The sequence below is a fragment of the Psychrobacter sp. NZS113 genome, from assembly GCF_015864825.1.
In the GTDB taxonomy this organism is placed as follows: Bacteria; Pseudomonadota; Gammaproteobacteria; order Pseudomonadales; family Moraxellaceae; genus Psychrobacter.
The window spans coordinates 63,063-84,233 of sequence record NZ_JADYWL010000003.1; the positions used below are offsets into that span (position 1 = coordinate 63,063).

A 21,171-nucleotide genomic window follows, 5' to 3' on the forward strand; every position below is an offset into this window, starting at 1 on the left:
TGCTGTCAGAAATAGAAAAAGGCCAAATAAAGCAATGGTTAGATAATTTAATAGGTAAAGAGCTTAATTATATCTCTAGATCTAAAACTGTCATTATTGAAAGTATTGACTGGGCTGATGGCGGTAGAATTAATGTAGCAAGAGATGAAGGTAGGATCACAATAAAGTGGGACCGCATTGAGTCTGTAATAAACAGATTAAAAGATGGGAATCCTATTCATGTAGATACTGTATTACGATCTAGTGGTAATGATAGAACCATCATTGAGACAGTAATAGCAAGCCTGCCTCATGTAGGATATATGAAGCCTAATCAAGGTCGGAATAATTCTAGAAATAAAGTATTACAGTGGATGGATGGTGAAATTCATCCACTAGGTGAGCTAATTGATGTAAGTGATGAAACGTATGCTCACTCATTGATCTCAGCTAATAATACTACATCAGTTTTCTCGGAAAAAACAATCGGAAAATTTGTCTTTGAACTACTAGTATTTTTGACTAACAATCAACTTGAATCATCTCTCTTCCAATACTTAATAGAAAAAAACCCAAACTCAAGAAGCTATAATATTGAGCTCAATGGTCAGCGACTAACATCCATTTTTAAAAGATCAGATGAACCTATCCCTGAAAACGAGCTAAAGCGAGGAGATAAATTACGTTTCTTTGCCGAACCTATCAAAGTAGGAACAGATTTATACTATCTATCTAATCAGTGGACAGATGGCACTGACTCTCGATTAGATATACAGACATTAGTTACCATATTTAATGAGCTATATGATGATTATAAAATCCTTAAAGAGAACGAATGTTATGTACTAATCCAAGTATCACAAGAAGAGCAAAAATCTCTTCCTAACGATGTGACACCCCTATCCAAACCTTTCCTACTATTAGCTGGTATCTCCGGTACTGGTAAAACTCGTTTTGTCCGTGAGCAAGCCAAAGCCACAGGTAGCCTTAATGATACTTACTGCCTCACTTCCGTACGTCCTGACTGGCATGAACCTAGTGACATACTTGGTTATATATCACGCTTAGGTAGAGATGGTAACGCCGAATACATCACCACTGATGTGCTGCAATTCATTGCCAAAGCATGGCGAGCAATTATCGATGCAGATCTTAAGCTAACAGTTAATGATGACTGTCGACTCACCGTAACTGGCAACAAAGACGAGCTTAATAAAGTGCGACCTTACTGGCTATGTTTGGATGAAATGAACTTAGCCCCTGTCGAGCAGTACTTTGCTGATTATCTATCCATTTTAGAAACTCGTGAGTGGCAATGGCATGATAATGACAGTTTTGATTATCGCTGCGACCCTCTTTTGAAGTCAGCGACTATTGACCAGCTAAAAGACAAAAATAAAAACGAGTTGCGTAATGCATTAGGTTTTGAAGATGGTAAATACGACAGAGAGTGGGAGTTATTCTGTAAGCATGGTTTAAGTCTGCCGTTTAACTTAATCGTTGCAGGTACGGTTAATATGGATGAAACCACCCATGGATTCTCACGTAAGGTCATTGACCGTGCTTTGAGTTTTGACTTTGGAGATTTTTTCCCCAATGAATTTGATGACTTCTTTGAACCGAAAGTCACTCATAACGCCTTGAGCTACCCTATTGACTCTCAAGCCACTATCGAGAACTTATCAGCAATAGATATAGATAGTAATGGCAGTAAGAGCGTTAATTTTCTAAAATCAATCAATAAAGTATTGGACAATACCCCATTTAAACTGGCTTTTAGAGCGCTCAACGAGCTACTACTAGCTGTTATTAGCGCCCGACCTACGGATGAGCTGCAGCTACAAGCGGTTTGGGATGACTTTATGATGTGTAAGGTATTGCCTCGTATTGAAGGCGATTACGACAAGTTAGCGCTTATAAATGAAGCCACTGTTAGCAATGAGGAATCATTACTCACAGAATTAGCTGTTATCTTACAGCAAGCGCTATCTGATATTTGGTCTACCACGAATGATACGAATAAACAGCGTCCTGACTTATATCGCAAAAATGCAGATGGTAGCATTTTGTCTATCAATTGTCGTAGCAAGGCTAAATTGGCTTGGATGCAGCAGCGCCTAGAGCGTTCAGGTTTCACCAGTTTTTGGCCTTAAAAATAGACATAGCTGAACGAATGGAGTGGTAATGCCAGATCTATTAAGGATACAAACCGCTGATTTTGAGCTGTCGATTTGGTGTAACGATGTCAGCAAACGCCAAGCGACTTATGAGGCGACTTTGGCTAAACGCCGAGCTATCAGCAATCATAGTGCTGGGCAACCTATCATACGTTTCTCTCCGCCCTTAGCCATTACTGAAGCTACCTTTATGGATCAGCCCATAGAAATAAAAGGTATCTTCACTCATTCTGGATTGGTAGAAGCGCTTGAGTTGGGTGATTTTATTTTCTTTGAAAATATCCAATACCACTTTGAATGGATTTTTTTGAATAATAAGCGCCTTGATGAAACTGGCGTAGATGAGTCTAATCAAGCAATTGGAAGCCAAGCTACGGACAGTAACAATAATATTAGTGACGTTGAGCAAGCTTATCTAACCCATCGTAGCCATTTAATTAATGAGAGCTTTCGATTTAGTCAGTCTCGCTCTCGAATGCCTGCGCATCTGACAGGCACTATCAATACCGCAAATAATGTCGGTTGGTTGCGCCTGCCCCTCAATTACGACAAATCAAACCAAACCTATAAAAGCAACATCGCCTTTGAAGTTTTGCCCACTAAGATGAGTCTACACGATGACTTGCCAGCGATGTATCAAGCGATTGATACCGTATTTCCGCTATGGCGCTTTAGTCTGGTCGAAAAAACTGAACAAGATAGCGCACAAACCAAACAACGCCATCAGTTCCCCCTACTTTGGCTCGCTAATTTTAGTCATTTACGTAACCAACTGACCCATGCACTAAAAGTCATTAGTCAAACACCGCATAGCCGCTTGCAATCTCATACTTCTTATAACAAAGCAGCACGGCTAAAAGGCAAACTACCTGCACGACTGGGAGCAAAAATAAAAGAAGACTTTGCGAATGGTCTTCATAAGCAGCGTTATCAGGTCACCAAAAAGCAGCTAAGTGTCGATACGCCAGAGAACCGCTTTATTAAAATGGTGGTCTCTACCGCTAAGAAACGACTGGCTGACTTTGAATATAAACTTAGGCAAAGCAATGCAGTGCCAGATAAGCAACGGCTATCTGATACATTCTTAGATGAGCTGCATCAATGGCAACAACCGCTACAAAAAACGTTGAAACAAAGCTTTATGACTGATGTGGGTGATTATAATGGTCGCAACCGTGAATCATTGGTATTGCAGCAAAAAGTCGGCTACAGCTCTGTATATCGCATTTGGCAAGATTTAAAGCTTTACCTAGATGTCTTTGACAACCAATCTAGCATCTCTATGAAGTCTGTCGCAGAAATCTATGAAGTCTGGTGCTTTTTAACCCTCAGAAATATCTTGATAGATGAGTTGGGCTTTAAAGAAGTAGCTACCAGTAAGCAAGCGTTAAAGCTTAAAGACTTTTTTGAATATCAGCTCCAAGATGGCTTCGCTGGTGCATTTGAGTTTGAGCGTAATGATGGTATTACAGCAAGGCTAGCACACGAACCACCATTTAATAAAACCACCAAAGACATTCGGACTTACTCGGTTAGCCAAAAGCCTGATATTGTCTTAGAAGTTATTCTGCCAAACAACAAACGCTTTATTTGGTTATTCGATGCCAAATACCGTATTAAGACACTTAAAAGTCGCTATGATGACCTTGAACAAAATATTGATACTATGGATTTTGTGCCGGATGATGCTATTAATCAAATGCACCGTTATCGTGATGCGCTGATTCGTATTGAACGAGATAAAAATGCTCTTAATGAAGAAGTCACCAATAAAGAAACAGCTAGAACTCAAAAAAGCCGTCCAATATTTGGTGCATTTGCGCTATACCCAGGTTATTTTGATCAAGTAAATACCAATAACCCTTATCTAAACTCCATTGACGAAGTCAGTATCGGTGCATTTGCTCTATTACCAAGCCCCCTACAGCTGGACTCAAAAATCAGCAATGGACATTATTGGCTATTAGATTTTCTTCGCCAACAGATTGGTACAGGCATCAGCACTCAATCTAATAATACCCAATCAACCACTATCGAGTTGATAAATAATAAGTTAAGAAAGAACGAGGTGAACAGCAAGGCTGTCGCTTATCAAGCTAATAACTATCAGGTTGATAAAGTTACTAAGCATAATCATCAGCTCGAAGAACGTTTGTATTTGCAAGAAGCCGCACGTATACCATATTCAGGTATGGAGCAAATACTCTATCCAGATTTGACCTTGACCATTGCGCTAGCGCCAAAAGCAGGACGTCATAAAGAGTATATTGATGGTTTTGAACACAGTACCGCTCAGTGGTATCACTTACCTCAAACTACATTTTTAGATAAATACAAACAACATATCGTCAATGAAATACGCTATTTAGCCATTGCTACGACCAATGATGCTCAGCCAACGAGTAAACAAATAAGCAAATTATGGCCAATTGCGAATGTTACTCTTGTCCCTAGAAGGGTGATAACTGCTGAACAAGCTGGTAAGAGCAGCGCTAATGATACGAAATTATACTACTTATTTAAGCTAGGCAAGCCTCTAACCATAAGAGATAAGATTGATAATGTACCCTTGCGTGATTTCAAAAACTCAATGAAGCTCACCACTCTAGAGCACTTACAACAAGCAGCCAATTTTAGTGAGCTTCAGACCGTCTATCAGCAAGCGTTAATCTAACCAGCCATAGACTCAAGTCTTACTTACAGACGGAATATAAAGATTCATATCATGTGCTTCAAACCCTTCGAATGAACAGCTAATTAACAATCCTTATCAAAAAAGCCCTTTAACTAATGCTTTTGACTTGGTATCTTGCCTCGCTATTCTTCTGTTACCAGAATTTTTACTCTACTATTGGCTAATCATTTTGCATTAGCACCTTCTTTGTATTGGATCTTATGAAACACAACATTGAGGCGAGCTCTGATGCTCGCCGGACTCAGTATTTCCAAGTATTTTTGATGGGCGTCAGTGCCTTTATTATGAATACCACAGAATTCGTCCCCGTCGCCCTATTGAGCGACATTGCCCAAGACTTCTCTATCACTACAGCAGAGACTGGCTGGATGCTGACACTCTATGCTTGGATTGTCGCGGCCATGTCATTGCCACTGATGCTGCTGACCAGTCGTTTTGAGCGTAAACGTTTGCTCTTGGGGCTTTTTGCGGTGTTCATTGCCAGTCACGTGCTATCCGTGTTTGCATGGAGTTTTGATGTACTGCTCATCAGCCGAGTCGGGATTGCTTTATCCCATGCGATATTTTGGTCAATCACGGCAGCGATCGCTATACGTGTCGCGCCTGAAGGTAGGAAAGCTCTGGCACTTAGCGTGCTTGCGACGGGCACCTCATTGGCGATGGTACTAGGTGTGCCTTTAGGGCGATTAATTGGTCAATGGTTTGGTTGGCGTGCGACGTTTGGCGGTATTGGCGTGGTTGCTTTTATCGTATTTGTACTACAAGCGAGACTATTACCAACACTACCTAGCATGTTTGAAGGGTCTTTTAGAAAGATTCCAGAGCTGCTCAAAAACCCATTATTGGTCTGCTTATACTTGCTTATTCTGCTTGTTTTTACCGCACACTATACAGCTTACTCTTATATCGAACCTTTCATGCGCCACGTTGGCTCAATCAGTGAAAACTCCGCAACGCTTGTATTACTGCTATTTGGTATAGCGGGGATTATAGGCAGCGTGATATTTAGTCGTTGGGGCAATAGGTTCAATACCAGACTGATGCTGATATCGACGATACTGATGCTCGTGTCTATGCTTACGCTATTGCTAGCAGTGACATCCGTATGGGCGCTCAGCTTTATTGCTTTACTTTGGGGCGCGGCACTTATGCTGCTCATTATCTCAATGCAAGCCAAAGTCATTATGGTCGATGTCAATGCGCAAGACATGCTGATGTCGATGTTTTCCGGCATTATCAATTTGGGTATTGGCACTGGTGCGCTATTCGGTGGTTATGCCGTAACCCATATTTCACTATCAAGTGTTGGATACGTCGGTGCAGCTATTGCCGTTGTAGCACTGCTACTGATGTTATTTATGATTAAGCGCTTTCCTGAATTGAGCAGAAGACTCGGCTAACTAAAAGACGATGTTAAAAATAGTAGTCAAAATGCCAGCCACGTAAGTGAGCTGGCATTTTCTTTAATGTTAACTACAGAATCATTTTAGCTATTTACTTAAACATCCATTGAACGAACGTTCAGGTGAGGCTATACTGATTTTTATTGGACATAAGTATGCTTAGACTATCAATATGGTTAGGCCATAAACATAGTCAATGAAATACTGACAGGGATTAAGCACAAAAGGATGCGTGTGAAATGAATAATATTAAACACAAGGAAGTCGTTGCCTTCGGTCTAAATACAGCTACGATGGCTATTAAGAACTTTCGACTTGTTGGAGGTTCGTGATGGCTGATGGAATGATTCAACAAGACAATCAAGATCAAGATCAAGATCAAGATCAAGATCAAGAAAATCAGGATAGCACCGCGCCTCTTAAGCTGGACAAGTTACATTATGCTTGGATAGTCGCTGCGACAGGCTCTGTGGCAATGTTCTGTGGACTTGGGTTAGGACGATTCGCATTTGGCATGTTGCTACCATCCATGTCATCTTCTTTGGGATTAAATTACACTCAAAGTGGCATATTGGGATTCACCAACCTGATAGGCTATCTCGTTGCAGTGCTTTTAAGTCCGTTCATTCTACCTCGTTTTGGTACTCGAGCTACGGCGACAGGCAGTCTGTTCTTGATCGCTGTCTCGATGCTCGGTATGGCTTTTACCACCAGTTTTCCTATACTCTGCGCACTCTATGTGCTGACGGGTATCGGTAGCGGCGGCGTGGTCTTACCGATGATGAGCGTCATGTCGCATTGGTTTTTCCCTTCGCACCGTGGGCTTGCTTTAGGACTGGTCATGGCTGGTCCTGGGTTTGGCATTATTCTATCAGGCTTTGTCGTACCCAAACTTTTACCCTTCTCTAATTTACTGTCTTGGCAGACTGGTTGGCTAATTTTTGCCGTTATCAACATTGTGGTGGCTTGTCTTACTTTTACGTTGATTCGAAATCATCCAGACGATGTCAGTCAAAACCCTTTTGGGCGCGCACCTACTCTGCCTGTGAAAAACAAGAAAAAGCTAGAACGCAGCAACATTAAATTGCTCGTGCATCTAGGTATCATCTTCGCCATTTATGGTGCTACTTATATGGTTTACGTGACCTTTATCGTCACCAGCATGGTTGGCTCCTACCAATTGAGTGAAGCGACTGCGGGCGGTATTTGGGCATGGATTGGACTGCTTAGCATCTTCTCAGGTATGTTGTTTGGCTGGATTTCTGACCACATTGGCAGACGCCTTGGTCTCGCCTTAGCCTTTGTTTTCCTTGCGATTGCTTATCTCTTGGTCGGGCTAACTGATTGGCATTCAGGACTGTATTTGTCAATTATCCTGTTTGGCTTAGTGGTGTGGAGTATACCTGTCATTATGGCTGCCTCGGCGGGCGACTATTTCGGTCCTGCAGCGGCAGCAAGTGCACTTGCGGCACTGACTTTTGCCTTTTCAGGTGGACAGGCTCTCGGGCCAGTGGCAGCAGGCTATCTCGCAGAAGTTACTGGGGACTTTAGCATCAGTTATATGGTGTCTGGTATCGCGGCTTTTGTCGCGCTTGGACTTTCCCTTTTGTTACGTCCACAAAAATCAGCTTAACGAAAACCCTTTTTGCTCTTACTCTGAATCGTGAGATAACGAACTACTACAAATAAACTTGAACGGTCGTTCATTTTTGTTTATAGTGGCTCTGACAAAACGATATTTATATAACTTAAACCCGTTTAGACCTATAACCCCTACTTCAATATCATAAGGATAAGATAATGCTTAAATTCTATTTTCACCAGACCCCTAACCCTCTGAAAGTCGCTCTATATCTTATGGAGACAGGCTTACCATATGAGTTAGTACCAATAGATACGATGAAAGGTGAACAACATACGCCTGAATACCGCGCCATCAATCCTAATGGTAAAACGCCCGCTCTCGAAGATGATGGCAAACGTGTCTTTGATTCAACGGCTATTTTGATGTATTTGGCTGAAAAAACAGGCCAGTTAGCAGGCGCGCCAGAAGACCGCGGTGAGATGTTGTCATGGCTGATGTTTTTAGCAACGGGTCTGGGTCCTTTTTCTGGTCAATCAGTACACTTTAGTCATAAAGCGCCAGAAAAAATTCCTTATGCCATCAATCGCTATCTTCGCGAAGCAGAGCGTCATTATGAAGTGCTAGACAAGCACATGGAAGGTCGTGAGTATTTGGTAGGTGATGACTACTCTATCGCTGATATTTCAGCATGGGGCTGGGTTGATAAGGCCGCGTTTATATTAGGCGAATCTGGCTTAGATAATTATCCTAACCTCAAGCGCTGGTTTGCTAGCATTAACGCTCGCCCTGCGGTAGAAAAAGCACGAAATATCGCTAAAGGTGTTGAGTTTAAGTCAGATTTTGATGAAGTCGCTGCACGTGCACTATACCCACAAAACTTCGCAAAAGACGCAGAATAGCGCTAGGGGTTATAAAAATGACAGATCAATACGTACCACCAAAAGTCTGGACACATGACGCAGAGAGTGGCGGCAAATGGGCCAGTGTCAATCGTCCCGTTTCAGGCGCTACTCATGAGCAAGCGCTACCAGTAGGCGAGCATGCGCTACAACTGTATTCTATCGCTACTCCTAATGGCCAAAAAGTAACGATTATGCTAGAAGAGTTATTGGCACTAGGCAAAGCGGCAGAATATGATGCCCATATGATTCAGATTGGCGAAGGTGACCAGTTCGGATCAGGGTTTGTAGACGTTAACCCTAACTCGAAAATTCCAGCTTTGGTTGATCAAAGTGGTGAAGATTCTGAAGCTGTATTTGAATCTGCCTCTATTCTGGTTTATCTTGCTGAGAAGTTTGACGTGTTGCTGCCTAAAAAAGGTAGCGAACGTACCAAAGTTTTTAACTGGTTATTTTGGTTACACGGTTCTGCACCATATTTGGGTGGTGGTTTTGGTCACTTTTATGCTTATGCGCCTGAAAAATTCGAATATGCGATTAATCGCTTTACGATGGAAACCAAGCGTCAGTTGGATGTACTAGATAAACAATTGGCAAAAAATGAGTTTATCGCTGGTGATGAATACAGCATTGCTGATATTGCCACTTGGCCTTGGTATGGCAATCTAGTCGTGGGTACTCAGTACGATGCGCAAGAGTTTTTGCAGGTTAATGAATACCCTAATGTGCAGCGCTGGGCAAATGCGATGTTAGCGAGACCAGCCGTACAACGTGGCCGCATCGTCAACCGCACTTGGGGCGAAACATGGGAACAACTAGAGAATCGTCACAGCGCCCAAGATATTGATAATGTATTAGCACTAAAACCAGAGTAGATTTTCTTACCAAATCTATTCTGACCATAGTCAATTTAGTCTAAAATAGGGAATTGACTATAAATATTTGTTTTGACAACTGTCTGTTCTGACTAAAACATCAGTTTGAATACAGATAACACATAAAAACCAAGTGACATCATTATCAATGCAAACGATAATAGTGTTACTTGGTTTTCTAATTAATAAAGCTATATAGTCAGAGAATCACTAAATGGCTACAGCGTTACCCTCCCTAGATGTACTACTTGTACAATCTGCGGTCGGATGCCTTGTATCCATTTTAGACTTCTTTGCCTATAGTTCTAAGACAACCGCTTTTAAGGTGAAAATTATGAGTGCACATGCGAAGTTTAATCGTGATGACGTAATCGAAAAAGCCAAAGACCTCTATTGGGAAAAAGGCTATCACGCTACATCGATGAGAAATCTGCAAGATGTGGTTGATATGCGTCCTGGTAGTATTTATGCTGCTTTCGGCAATAAAGACAGCCTGTTTAAAGAGGCATTAAATCGCTATGCTGAGCAAGGCGCTACAAACCTTGCTAATAGTATTGCACAAGAAAAAACCAAGCTTGATGGTCTAAAACGCTTCATTCACAGCGTGACTGTTTGCAATAAAAGTACTACCCCGAGTGGCATGTGTATGATTGTCAAAACAATCAGTGAGCTGACACAAAATGACAGTCCAGACTTGCTGACTCATGCGACCAATATTCTAGAAAATGTCGAAGCGTCTTTTGTTAAAGTTTTTCAGCAAGCTATTGATGATGGTGAAATTAACACAGATGAAAGTGCCGCTGAACTCGCTCGTTATTTTCAAATTCAAATGATCGGCTTGAGAACCTATTCGCAAGTAACGAATGATACAAATGCAGTAGAAAAGTATATTGATGATATATTTGCAAAGTTTTTGTAGCGCTACTTTGTGATATAGCGTTACTTTGAGATATTAGGATTCAGATATATTAACATTTAGAGAATCACTTTCGATAAGACCATCTATCAGATTGATAGTCCCATCACAGGATGCTGATAGACGTGGATCATGGGGAACCAACAACACATCACGCTCACGGTTGACTTTGCGACACAGCTTGAACACTTCAGCAGCCGTTGTCGTATCTAGATTACCTGTGGATTCATCGGCTAGATAGTATTACCTAATAGTTGACGGCTGCGCTCAATCACTGGTGCGTCTACCATTTGACCATCTATCTCAAAAACTGCCTGTCCGCTTCGCTCATACTCCTCGACCACACGCTGAGCAAATGACAATGCTTCGTCTGTTGGTTGCAATGCTTGTTGCACGACTGCTACTTGATTAGGATGAATACACAGCATTCCTGACATGCCCATTTGTGACCATAACTGTACTCGCTCGCTTAACCCTACTTCATCATTGAAATCAGGATAAACCGTATCAATGGGCGGCGCTAACTCATTTACTTTTGACGTCAGGATGAGTTGATAGCGAATCTGGTTGGCAACGATATCTGCGGCAGGCGTACCTACTTGTACTCGCAAATCATTGCACAGATCTAAAAAACCATAACTAAACGCGGCCAACCCGACTGCTTTTGCCATACTATCGATTTGATACAAACCAACAGCACTTTCTATCAGTGCAATGATAAGTAAACCAGTGCCCTGATGGGCTTTTTCAATATCTGATGCTTGCTCAGCCTTAGCCAGTAACACGCCAGCCAAATTAGGCATTTTCTGACAGAGCACTATGTCTTTGAAAAACTCTTCGCTACCTGCCTTATTAATACGTAGCCAAATCGGCTGATAATCTTTACTGTCATGATATTGTTGTAATGCTTCGCGTCCGGATGCTTTATCTTCTAGAGCCACTGCATCCTCTAAATCGACAATGACCGCACCCGCGCCACTAGCAAAGGCTTTGGCTATTCTATCGATACGAGTCGCTGGCACGAATAGCCATGTTTTATTTTGAGAAATCGTATTTATTTTATTTTTGATAACTGAATCCATGCGTGACTCCATTATATTGTCCAAGTAGCGGTTAGCAGCTTTATTATGCCACTATACAGCTGATGCTCATTTAAAATTAGCAATTTATTCGTTAGTACAAAACCAAGATTACTCAGACACTCCATCAAAAAACCAAATCAAAAAAACCGCATGAAAATTAATCTCATGCGGTTTTTAAGTAACTTTTCTTGAATTTATATTCCAAGTTTTCTGATCGGCTAGTTAAGCCAGCATACCGCCATCGACAACGATCGTTGCGCCTGTGGTATAACTTGATGCATCCGACACTAGATACAATACCGTGCCAGCCATTTCATCAGGGTTCGCGACACGCCCTAGTGGAATCGAATGTAGTGCCATTTTTAAGACTTTATCATTGGTTGTTAAGGCAGAGGCAAACTTGGTATCGGTTAAACCTGGCAATAATGCGTTGACGCGGATATTAAGTGGGCCACATTCTTTAGCAAAAGCTTTGGTCATGCTAATGACAGCAGCTTTGGTAATTGAGTAGATACCTTGCTTGTCACCGGCTACTAAGCCATTGACCGAAGCTGTATTCAGGATGACACCGCCACCCTGCTCTTTCATCATCTTGCCAGCTGCCGTCGACATAAAGAAGTAACCGCGGATATTGACTTCAACGGTCTTATCAAAAGCCGCTAAATCTGTATCTAAGATATGGCCATAGTAAGGGTTGGCTGCTGCGTTATTAACTAAAATATCGATTTGGCCAAACTCGCTTTTGATATGCTCAAAAATCGCATCAATCTGCGCCATCTCGCCCACGTGGCAAGCAAAAGCGCTGGCTTTGTGACCATCAGCGACGATGCTATCAGCGACTGCTTGGCAGGCATCAATCTTACGACTAGAGACAATCACATGTGCGCCTCGTGATGCCAGTAAACGGGCAATAGATTCGCCAATACCGCGGCTAGCGCCCGTAACCAAAGCGACCTTACCGGTTAAATCAAATAAATCTTTCATCATTATTCCTTATATTTTTATAAAATGTCTATTTTTAAACAACTATTCCTGAGCGCTGAATTCATATATCTAAAACGTGTATCTAAAATCAGATAACTAAACGCAGATAATCGCTGTCATATCTAACAGCGATTATCGAGCACTAGTAAATAAATAATGAGCGCTCAATTGCCACAGTTACGCTAGCATACCACCATCGAGTGTAAAGGCATGGCCATTCATAAAGGTGCTTTCATCGCTGGCTAGCCATGCAATCGCACTAGAGATTTCATTCACATCTCCTAGACGGCGCAGTGGACTGGCCTTAATCGTTGCTTGCTGCGTACGTTCGTCCATCGTTGCCATGGTATTACGTACCATTGGCGTATCAATGAAGCTTGGGCATACAGCGTTAAAACGAATATTGGCGCGGGCATACTCATGGGCAGCAGATTTGGTCAGACCCATAACCCCATGTTTAGCAGCGCTATAAGCTGAAATCATAGGCGCTGAGCGTAGACCAGCGATAGATGCGACATTAATCACATGACCGCCACCATTAGGTATCATACAGTTGACGGCGGCACGCATACAGTGCCAAACACCTTTTAAATTCACTGCGATATTACGATCAAAGTCGTCATCGCTTAGCTCGTGCATTGGCGAAGGCTTGTGGTCGATACCAGCGTTGTTTACCACAACATCTAAGCCACCAAGCGTTTCTACTGCAAAGTCGAACAACGCGCGTACTTCATCACCGCTTGTCACGTCTACTTTTTTGAAGACGATACTGTTGCCAGCATCTTGACCTTGTTTAGCAACTGCTTCGCCCATTTCTTCTGCCATATCACCAATGACGACTTTTGCGCCGCGACTGGCCAGCAATAACGCGCTTGCGGCGCCGATGCCTGACGCACCGCCCGTGATTAAAATTCGTTTACCCGTTACATCTGATGCAATTCCGTTTGTATTCAGTGTCATGATCTATCCCTCTACCTTAAGTACTAGTTTGCCGAAGTTTTCACCTTTAAAAAGCATCATCAAAGTATCTGGGAACGTCTCAATACCCTCAACGACATGGTCTTTCACTTTCATATCACCTGACTGAATCCAGCCAGCGATATCTTTCATGGCGACTGGATATTCTTTGATATTGTCAAAGACAACGATACCTTCCATGCGGGCACGATTGACCAATAATGATAAATAGTTCGATGGGCCTTTGACTTCTGTGGTGTTGTTATACTGACTAATGGCCCCGCAAATAACGATACGCGCATGCAGATTTATTTGTGTGAGGACGTCATTCAAGATATCACCGCCTACATTGTCAAAGTACACATCGACGCCATCTGGACAGGTTTTCTTCAGTGCTTTTTTCACATCTTCATTTTTGTAATCAATGGTCGCATCGAACCCAAGCTCATCAACTAAAAATTTGCATTTCTCAGCGCCGCCCGCGATACCAACGACGCGGCAGCCTTTGATCTTGGCAATCTGACCAACCAAGCTACCAACGGCACCAGCTGCACCAGAGACGACCACAGTCTCGCCCGCTTTTGGCTGACCTGTTTTTAGCAGACCAAAATACCCTGTCATACCGGGCATACCGAGCACGCCCAAATAATAAGACAATGGCGCCAGTTTTGGATCAACTTTATACAGATTGGCACCATCACTGACGGCATAGGACTGCACGCCATCGTGACCTGCGACATAGTCACCAACAGCAAATTTCTCATGCTTACTTTCAATCACTTCGCCCACAGTACCAGCGCGCATGACGTCACCAATCTGAACTGGTGTAATATAAGATTTGGCATCGTTCAACCAACCACGCATCGCCGGATCGATAGAGATATATTCAACCTTAATCAGCAGCTGACCATCGGTGATCGTCGGGATTTCTGTCTCGGTATAATCCCAAGTCTCGGCACTAGGCTCGCCTACCGGTCTTGCTTTTAATCGCCACTGTTTGTTCATTTTTGTCATGTCTCTGTCCTTAGAGTTGTCCTTAGAACCATTCTGTTTGCATATCAGTGCAAACAGAGTTGGTGTTGGTTAATAATTCGATGTCGCGTTTAACTAATGGTAGTTCCCAATCGATAAAATATTTTGCTGCTTGTATCTTGCCTTTGTAGAAGTTCTGCTGCTCAGCATCTTGCGTGGTGCTTAATAGCTGCTCAGCCTTACTCGCTTGACGGATCCAAATCCAGCTCAGCACAATTGAGGCAAATATATTCATCAATGCTTGTGCGTTGCCCGTCAATGTGACGGCTTCTTCGGTTTGTAACACTTTGCTGAGATGCACCAATACTTCATGCAAGTGACCCATGTAAGGCATCAATTTACCTGCCAATTGGGCGCTCTCAGGTGTAGTGATATTTTCTAGATCCTGTGTGATTTCACGTTTTAGAATTTGAATGCCCAGACCACTTTTTTGCCATAACTTACGAAATGACAAATCCAATGCTTGCACACCATTTGTACCTTCATGGATAGGATTCAGGCGATTGTCACGCCAGAACTGCTCGGCTTGATACTCACGTGTATAACCTGCACCGCCCAATACTTGAATACCCAAATCATTGGCTTTTGGCCCATATTCGGATGGCCATGCTTTTAATACTGGGGTGAGAAGGTCTAGTAATTCTGTTAGCTCATTTTTTAGGGTCTCGTCTTCACAAGTGTTGATACGATCAATCAGGTTTGAACCATATAGACATAATGAAATACCACCTTCAGAGTAGGCTTTTTGCGCCAATAGCATGCGCTTTACGTCACCATGATTGATGATAGCGGTTGCCGCATCTTCAGGTTTGTTGTTCGGGGCGATTCTGCCTTGCGTTCTGTCTTTGGCATAATCAAGTGAATACTGATAACCGCGATAGCCGACCATCGATGCACCAAAACCGACAGCGATACGCGCCTCATTCATCATTTTGAACATATAGCGCAGGCCGAAATGCTCTTCACCGATGAGATAACCATGGCACTCGCCCTCATCGCCGAAGCTCAATGCCGTAGACGTCGTGCCTCTATAGCCCAGTTTATGAATGAGCCCTGTCAAATGCACATCGTTGCGCTCGCCGACCGATGCATCCTCATTTAAGCGATACTTGGGCACAGCAAATAAAGAAATGCCTTTCACGCCACCTGGACCACCTGGCACTTTGGCCAATACGAGATGGACGATATTGTCAGACAGTTCGTGATCGCCGCCTGAGATATAAATTTTGCTGCCTTTGACGCGGTAAGAACCATCGTCTTGTTTTACCGCAGTGGTTTTGATGTCAGCAAGTGATGAACCTGCATGTGGCTCTGTTAATGCCATGGTTCCAGTGAATTCACCTGTTAGCATTCGTGGCATAAAGGCGGCTTTAATCTCATCACTGGCAAAATGTGAAATCACATTAATCGCAGCAGTGGTCAAAAATGGATAGGCAGTCGTTGATGGATTGGCAGCCATAAAGTAGCCTGCCACTGCTGTCATCACTGTTTCAGGCAACTGCATGCCGCCGTCTTCAAAACTATAACGACCAGCGATAAATCCTGACTCACGGAATGCATCAAAAGCGACTTTTACATCGCTTATCATGCTGACTTTTTTGCCATCAAACTGTGGTTCATTTTTATCCGCTACATGGTTATGCGGCAAAAACAATTGGGTCGCAATTTTATTGGCCGTATCCAATACAGCATCAAACGTTTCGCGGCTATGCTCTGCAAACTTAGCATGCTCGGTTAAATTTTCAGTGCCCAATACATCATATAATTGGAACGGTAACTCAAAGTCATTGATAAGCGTATCTGCTGCCATAGTATTCTCGTTAACTGATTAAATTTGGTTATCAATCGATATTAAGCTAATTTAACGCCTTACCGTATTGTCATTTATGACATAATTATGGTCAAATACGACATAAATAGTACTTATAATCAGAACATTCAGATAAAGAATTGATATTTTTGGTCAGCCAAGTAAAAGGAGAATAGATACCCATGCCCTATTTCAAACCGTTTAAAGTCATTGTTATTGGATTCGATGGTGTGCTCGGCAGTGCATTGACAGGTGCGTTAGATTTATTCTCATTCACTGGTGTCAGTTGGCAACGATTTTTAGATGAGCCAGTAGAGCCTAGGTTCAACGTGCAGATAGCAAGCGTTGGTGGCGTGGATATCAGATGTAGCAACCGCTTAATCATGCAAGCGCATTGCGATATTCAGGAAGTGACAGAATGCGACTTGCTATTGATTCCGACTATTGGTGATTCAATCGATAAAGTATTGAGCCGAAATGCGGAATTAATACCACATTTAAAGCGATTGGCAGACACCAAGTCAGATATTGCCAGCAACTGTAGCGGGGCTTTCTTTTTGGCAAAAGCAGGACTGCTAGATCATAAAATCGCCACCACGCACTGGGGTTACGCCAGTAAGTTTAAGGCAGACTTTCCACTGGTGGACTTACAAGAAAACCAGTTTGTTACTCATTCAAAAAGCAACTCAACAAACCAATTGGGCAATATATTTTGTGCGGCGGGCGGTAGTGCATTTTATGATTTGGGATTGTTATTAATAGAGCGCTATTGCGGACGTGAGATTTCTACTCAAGTAGCCAAAACCCAAATCATCGATAGTAAAAGAGGTAATCAGAACAGTTATACCAATGTGACGTTGCACAAACCGCATTCAGACCATTTGATCAAACAAGTTCAAGACTATATCGAAGAAAATTTCCACCAGCCACTACAGGTCAGTGCTCTGGCTGCTATGATAAATATCACCCCGCGTACTTTAAATAGACGCTTTCAGTCCTCTGTAGCGATGCGGCCGATTGAGTATATTCAAGCCGTTAGAATTGAGCAGGCAAAGCGCCTGCTAGAATTGGGAGATGTAACGATAAAATCGCTTGCCGAGCAAGTTGGCTATGATGATATTTCTTCATTCACACGTCTCTTTAAGCGCGCAACAGAACTGACGCCAAAAGAATATCAAGACAAGTTTTCGAGGTTGGCTATTTAGTCATGGCAGTGAATAGCAGTTAGGGATTAGCAGTTAAGCATTCTGCCACAAGCCTTCTACTTGGATAGCATCAGCCTTAATGGTTGGATAATCGGTAAATGCTAACTGATAGCCTCCCCCTGTATTAGGACTCAGCTGGCAAGTTACTCCCAGTGGAAAGCTATATTTTTTGCCGATATGGCCAAAAGGCATACCACTATAAATGGGTAATCCAGTCAACTCATGCAGCTGACGAATCACAGTAGCGACATCATAGCGCTTGTCATAGCTGTCCTCACCTGCACCAGATAATGCCCCAAACACAATCGCTTGCTGCCCTTTGAACACGCGCGCTAAGTACAAATCATACAGCATGCGTTCAATACGATAGGCTTGCTCGCCGACGTCTTCTAAGAATACAATGCCGCCATCAATACGCGGTAAATACTCACTACCTGCCAGCGCTGACACCACGCTCAGATTGCCGCCCCACATAGTGCCAGTTATAGTTTTGGGCTCAGCACTGGTCAAAATACTAGGCAAATTAGGACTGGTTAAGGTAGCGTCTGATATATCAATAACCAGATTAGGATTGGTGAGTGCTTCAGCAAATTGTCGACAGCTGATCTCATCAGGTTTGGTCTTGCCAAATTCACTATAAAGCATCGGTGCCGCAAGCGAACTCATACCTCCCTTTGCCAGCAATGCGCACTGAATAGCGGTCACATCACTAAAACCTGCGAGTATCGTGCCACGCTCTTTCATAATCCGCCCTAACGTCGACCAGTCAACCTTAGGCAATATCCGCATAGCGCCATAGCCACCGCGTACACCTAGCAGCAACTGTGGCGCAGCTATCGCACCAGTAGCAATATTTTGAAAATCACTAGCACGCTGAGAGTCTGTACCAGCAAAGCGTAAATACTGCCTATTGGTAATCGTAGGATTATTTACTTTAAAACCTGCACACGCTACACGATCTAATGCCAATTGGGTGCGGTCGTCACTACCACCAACATTAGAGCTGGCAAAAAGTCGTGTCTCAATCGTAGGCGCAATACAGCTGGTCTGCGTTAATGACACCTGTGACATTTGTGCTAATGAGCGATCATCCATCAGCGCAGTTGGCAGATCATCTTTGGTCAGTTGCGTGCTGCTTGGATCCATAGCATTAGAGGCCAGCGCCTGAGTGATACTATGCGTCGCTAACAATCCTGCCCCGGCACTCATACCAACTTGACGTAAAAACTGGCGACGATTCAATCCAGATTTCGTTTCAATCGCTTTATGACCATTTTTATTTTTATCATCTGTTAAAGCCTGTATTTTGGCACCCATATCTCGCTGCTACCTTATCACTTTTATTTTTATGATTTGTTTTCTTAAACCTTGTGGCAGCATATTGTAGACGCTTTTTTAACGTTGATGGTTGCCCAATCTTTACCGATATTTACTTTTTCGCTACTGAGACACACAATACGGGTCGATCAGATTTGTTACTGTAAATACAAATTCATCGCAAAGGAAAAAGGTAATAATTATGTTTGACAAAAAAACGGATAAAAACAAAGCACTCGACTCTAATTTGGAATACTTACTTAGCAAAGAAAGCAAACTCAAAGAAAAACTGGAGGACAGCGGCTATCTTGAGCCTTTTAGTGATGATCTAATGTTATTTATGAGTCTTATCAAAGACTATTACAAAGGTGACTACCGCAAGATTCCTTTTAAAACTATCTCAGCTGGCGTTATTGGTGCGCTTTATGTATTAAATCCAATTGACCTCATCCCTGACTCTATTCCATTTATCGGCCATATCGATGATGCGCTGGTACTTAAATTTTGTTTAAAACAGGCCAAAAAAGATCTGCAAAAATACAAAGAGTGGAAGCAAGAACAATCGAATACTAAAAATAATAAGTTAGAAGATAAGAACAACACTGATGACGACAAGACCAGTCCTGATGAGAAAGATAACGACGAGACTGGTACTAGTCTTAAGAAAGCTTCGTGAATGTTAATACCCTAGAAGGTTAACAAAAGCGCAGCATCAAAAAAGCCACGACCGCGAATTAATGTTTCGGTCGTGGCTTTTGTTATTTCCAGTTCATTCAATACTATAATTTAATCAGGCACTTCATAATTGGCTTTTTCAGGATTGAGACCGAACGAACAAACAAAGGTGGCAACCAAACTATTTATAATAATAAAAGGAAAATCTATGGCAGCATGTCCCAATGCATAGCGACCAATCAGCCATGATATAATCAGCATGATAATAAAAAATCCGCCAAGATATGCCAAGATGGCTGGATGCTTGAGATTATAAGGCTGCTCAGGTTCAGGCTTTTTATCGAGTATATATGCTCTTATCGCCCAACCGGCCGCATAAGAAAACCCGCCCAACACCACATAACTAAAAAAATTCATATTGCCTGACTCTGATCATATGGATGATCTAACTGTTTATAAAAAATGACTTGTTATCGCTTTTACCACAAGGCAATAAAGGAGTATTGAGAGAGGAGCATTGATAGACTTGTCTAGCTGCTCTCATTGACATTATCAATAATAATATTGGCATGTGGATTGGCTAAGATATCCGTATTCACCTCATCACACTCCACACGATAGATGGTATTGGCTCCTCGATAAATATAGGACAAATACTCACTGTCTAGTAGCGGATCGATATTGGCATAAACAGGTTTGACATGAGCCAGCACTAATACTCTGTCAGGACGACCAAGGACAGCATCGACATTATCAGGATCAATAGAGAAAAATTTCGGTATCTCGCTGTTTTCTATCAACTCTAACGGCTCTGCATCGTCCCAAACGCGCTTCGCATTTGCAGGCTCTTTCATTTGCATGACCCATGCGCCATCCTGTTGACTAACTCTGATCTGTGCAGGCTCTTCACTACTAACTGTATAACACCCTTCAAATACAGAGAGGTCTACTGGCGCAGCTACTTCCTTATCGAGTTGCGACCCACCATCATTACAGGCAGTCAAAAATAGAGTACTGCTCACAGCGATACCAACCGTTAGGTTTGTCAGACTTTTATAAAAAACGTTTGAGCGTAAGGACATAATAGGATTATCCTGCATTTATGCATTAGACTTTTATGAAAAAATTACCGTTAAACAGTGATAACTGATAGCTTGAACTGCTGTTGAAAAAGTTTTAGCGTCACGTAGCGATGTTAGGGTGTGTCCTCATTTCAAAAATGGAGATAAAAATGAGATAAATTGCCGTCAAACGAGAAAAATAGTGTAGATAATATCGAGATATTAACCAGCTATTTGACGATGTTTGGCAAAATTTAGCAATTTTTAGCCCAATTAGATGAATGTCGTTTAAATTTAGGACATGCTCTAGTAAGCAAGTATTTATTCAGCTGGATACCCGATACCTTACCGCTAGCCAGCCTATTTTAACAGAAAATGTAAAGGTTACTATTATGATATGTGGCTTTGCGATTTTGTGCGTGACGACTGCCCATCTTAATGATAGATTTGTTATACTCAACCTCAGCATATGGAGTGGTAGCCAGAACAAAACGTTTGCAAAATCTCTGTGCTTTACAC

General features: G+C 42.4%; 17 protein-coding genes and 1 pseudogene. 9 read left to right on the forward strand and 9 right to left on the reverse strand.

The window, feature by feature from the left end:
- Positions 1-302 precede the first annotated feature (302 nt).
- The 7 genes from I6E61_RS05275 to I6E61_RS05305 all read left to right on the forward strand — a co-directional run bounded on the left by I6E61_RS05275 (position 303) and on the right by I6E61_RS05305 (position 10,532).
- Positions 303-2,132, forward strand: coding sequence for an McrB family protein (locus I6E61_RS05275; protein ID WP_197130984.1), 1,830 nt, complete (start codon positions 303-305; stop codon positions 2,130-2,132).
- Positions 2,133-2,163: 31 nt separating this feature from the next.
- Positions 2,164-4,830 (forward strand): DUF2357 domain-containing protein, encoded by a 2,667-nt coding sequence (locus I6E61_RS05280; protein ID WP_197130987.1) that lies wholly within the window; start codon positions 2,164-2,166, stop codon positions 4,828-4,830.
- 221 nt (positions 4,831-5,051) lie between these two features.
- Complete coding sequence (locus tag I6E61_RS05285; protein ID WP_227685693.1) at positions 5,052-6,251, forward strand: sugar transporter; 1,200 nt, start codon at positions 5,052-5,054, stop codon at positions 6,249-6,251.
- A 334-nt stretch (positions 6,252-6,585) separates the two neighbouring features.
- Positions 6,586-7,887, forward strand: a complete 1,302-nt coding sequence (locus tag I6E61_RS05290; RefSeq protein ID WP_197130990.1) for a YbfB/YjiJ family MFS transporter — start codon at positions 6,586-6,588, stop codon at positions 7,885-7,887.
- A gap of 167 nt (positions 7,888-8,054) precedes the next feature.
- Positions 8,055-8,738, forward strand: a complete 684-nt coding sequence (locus I6E61_RS05295) for a glutathione S-transferase family protein (protein ID WP_197130993.1) — start codon at positions 8,055-8,057, stop codon at positions 8,736-8,738.
- Positions 8,739-8,755: 17 nt separating this feature from the next.
- Complete coding sequence (gene yghU, locus I6E61_RS05300; RefSeq protein ID WP_197130996.1) at positions 8,756-9,613, forward strand: glutathione-dependent disulfide-bond oxidoreductase; 858 nt, start codon at positions 8,756-8,758, stop codon at positions 9,611-9,613.
- Positions 9,614-9,947: 334 nt separating this feature from the next.
- A complete protein-coding gene (locus I6E61_RS05305; protein WP_197130999.1) occupies positions 9,948-10,532 on the forward strand; it encodes a TetR/AcrR family transcriptional regulator in 585 nt (194 codons plus the stop codon).
- Positions 10,533-10,565: 33 nt separating this feature from the next.
- Here the strand turns inward: I6E61_RS05305 and I6E61_RS14180 are convergent.
- From I6E61_RS14180 to I6E61_RS05330, 6 genes and pseudogenes are all read right to left on the reverse strand, one after another.
- Positions 10,566-10,766: pseudogene (locus tag I6E61_RS14180) on the reverse strand (ABC transporter ATP-binding protein); the annotation flags it as partial.
- Positions 10,763-11,611, reverse strand: a complete 849-nt coding sequence (locus tag I6E61_RS05310) for a CoA ester lyase (RefSeq protein ID WP_197131002.1) — start codon at positions 11,609-11,611, stop codon at positions 10,763-10,765. The gene I6E61_RS05310 and the pseudogene I6E61_RS14180, both read right to left, overlap by 4 nt.
- 222 nt (positions 11,612-11,833) lie before the next feature.
- A complete protein-coding gene (locus I6E61_RS05315; protein ID WP_265087568.1) occupies positions 11,834-12,598 on the reverse strand; it encodes an SDR family oxidoreductase in 765 nt (254 codons plus the stop codon).
- Positions 12,599-12,772: 174 nt separating this feature from the next.
- Positions 12,773-13,555, reverse strand: a complete 783-nt coding sequence (locus tag I6E61_RS05320) for an SDR family NAD(P)-dependent oxidoreductase (protein WP_194364061.1) — start codon at positions 13,553-13,555, stop codon at positions 12,773-12,775.
- A gap of 3 nt (positions 13,556-13,558) precedes the next feature.
- Positions 13,559-14,566: an NADP-dependent oxidoreductase gene (locus I6E61_RS05325; protein ID WP_197131018.1), complete on the reverse strand. Its 1,008-nt coding sequence runs from the start codon at positions 14,564-14,566 to the stop codon at positions 13,559-13,561.
- A 22-nt stretch (positions 14,567-14,588) separates the two neighbouring features.
- The gene (locus tag I6E61_RS05330) at positions 14,589-16,394 is read right to left on the reverse strand and encodes an acyl-CoA dehydrogenase (RefSeq protein ID WP_197131020.1); all 1,806 of its coding nucleotides are present in this window, start codon (positions 16,392-16,394) and stop codon (positions 14,589-14,591) included.
- A gap of 182 nt (positions 16,395-16,576) precedes the next feature.
- On the opposite strand from I6E61_RS05330, the gene I6E61_RS05335 reads away from it, so the two are divergent.
- The gene (locus I6E61_RS05335; RefSeq protein ID WP_197131023.1) at positions 16,577-17,599 is read left to right on the forward strand and encodes a GlxA family transcriptional regulator; all 1,023 of its coding nucleotides are present in this window, start codon (positions 16,577-16,579) and stop codon (positions 17,597-17,599) included.
- A 33-nt stretch (positions 17,600-17,632) separates the two neighbouring features.
- On the opposite strand, the gene I6E61_RS05340 is transcribed toward I6E61_RS05335, so the two are convergent.
- Positions 17,633-18,808, reverse strand: coding sequence for an LD-carboxypeptidase (locus tag I6E61_RS05340; RefSeq protein ID WP_227685716.1), 1,176 nt, complete (start codon positions 18,806-18,808; stop codon positions 17,633-17,635).
- 310 nt (positions 18,809-19,118) lie between these two features.
- Between I6E61_RS05340 and I6E61_RS05345 the strand changes: the two genes are divergently transcribed.
- Positions 19,119-19,592, forward strand: coding sequence for a YkvA family protein (locus I6E61_RS05345; protein ID WP_197131043.1), 474 nt, complete (start codon positions 19,119-19,121; stop codon positions 19,590-19,592).
- Positions 19,593-19,702: 110 nt separating this feature from the next.
- Here the strand turns inward: I6E61_RS05345 and I6E61_RS05350 are convergent, their stop codons facing one another.
- Complete coding sequence (locus tag I6E61_RS05350) at positions 19,703-20,008, reverse strand: hypothetical protein (protein ID WP_197131046.1); 306 nt, start codon at positions 20,006-20,008, stop codon at positions 19,703-19,705.
- A gap of 113 nt (positions 20,009-20,121) precedes the next feature.
- The gene (locus I6E61_RS05355) at positions 20,122-20,673 is read right to left on the reverse strand and encodes a hypothetical protein (protein ID WP_227685694.1); all 552 of its coding nucleotides are present in this window, start codon (positions 20,671-20,673) and stop codon (positions 20,122-20,124) included.
- Positions 20,674-21,171: the final 498 nt, after the last annotated feature.